The sequence below is a fragment of the Buttiauxella brennerae ATCC 51605 genome (assembly GCF_001654925.1).
GTDB classification, from domain to species: Bacteria; Pseudomonadota; Gammaproteobacteria; order Enterobacterales; family Enterobacteriaceae; genus Buttiauxella; species Buttiauxella brennerae.
The window spans coordinates 1-1,222 of record NZ_LXER01000044.1 but is presented as its reverse complement, the minus strand read 5'-3'; the positions used below and the strand labels follow the sequence as shown (position 1 = coordinate 1,222).

At 48.0% G+C, this 1,222-nt stretch carries 1 protein-coding gene; it reads left to right on the top strand.

Annotation, left to right across the window (positions count from 1 at the left end):
• Positions 1-62: 62 nt before the first annotated feature.
• Positions 63-1,214 carry an IS30 family transposase gene (locus M975_RS21890; RefSeq protein WP_064562008.1) on the top strand — a complete coding sequence of 384 codons (1,152 nt, stop codon included), beginning with the start codon at positions 63-65 and terminating at the stop codon, positions 1,212-1,214.
• Positions 1,215-1,222: the final 8 nt, after the last annotated feature.

Sequence of the window (1,222 nt, the reverse complement as noted above, 5' to 3'; positions counted from 1 at the left end):
TGTAGATTCAATTGGTCAACGCAACAGTCATGTGAAAACATGGGGTTGCGGAGGGTTTTTGAATGAGACGGACATTTACAGCAAAGGAAAAAGCATCTGTTTTTGAACTGTGGAAGAACGGAACAGGCTTCAGTGAGATAGCTAATATCCTGGGTTCGAAACCAGGAACAATCTTCACCATGTTAAGAGATACTGGCGGCATAAAACCCAATGAGCGTAAGCGGGCTGTAGCTCACCTGACGCTGTCTGAGCGCGAGGAAATACGAGCTGGTTTGTCAGCCAAAATGAGCATTCGTGCGATAGCGACTGCGCTGAATCGTAGTCCTTCGACGATCTCACGTGAAGTTCAGCGTAATCGAGGCAGGCGCTATTACAAAGCTGTTGATGCTAATAACCGGGCCAACAGAATGGCGAAAAGACCAAAACCGTGCTTACTGGATCAGAATTTACCGTTGCGGGAGCTTGTCCTGGAAAAGCTGGAGATGAAGTGGTCTCCAGAGCAAATATCAGGATGGTTAAGGCGAACGAAGCCGCGTCAAAAAACACTGCGAATATCACCTGAGACAATTTATAAAACCCTGTACTTTCGTAGCCGTGAAGCGCTACACCACCTGAATGTACAGCATCTGCGCCGGTCGCATAGCCTTCGTCATGGCAGACGCCATACCCGCAAAGGTGAAAGAGGCACGATCAACATAGTGAACGGAACGCCAATTCACGAACGCTCCCGGCATATCGATAACAGACGCTCTCTGGGGCACTGGGAAGGCGATTTAGTATCAGGCACAAAAAACTCGCATATAGCCACACTTGTAGACCGAAAATCACGTTATACGATCATCCTTAGGCTCAGGGGCAAAGATTCTTTCTCAGTGAATCAGGCTCTTACCGACAAATTCCTGAGCTTGCCGCCTGAACTCCGGCAATCACTGACATGGGACAGAGGAATGGAGCTGGCCAGGCATCTGGAATTTACTGGCAGCACCGGAGTTAAAGTTTACTTCTGCGATCCTCAGAGTCCCTGGCAGCGGGGAACAAACGAGAACACTAATGGGCTAATTCGACAGTACTTTCCTAAAAAGACATGTCTTGCCCAATATACTCAACATGAGCTGGATCAGGTTGCAGCTCAGCTAAACAACAGACCGAGAAAGACACTGAAGTTCAAAACACCGAAAGAGATCATTGAAAGGGGTGTTGCGTTGACAGATTGAATCTACAA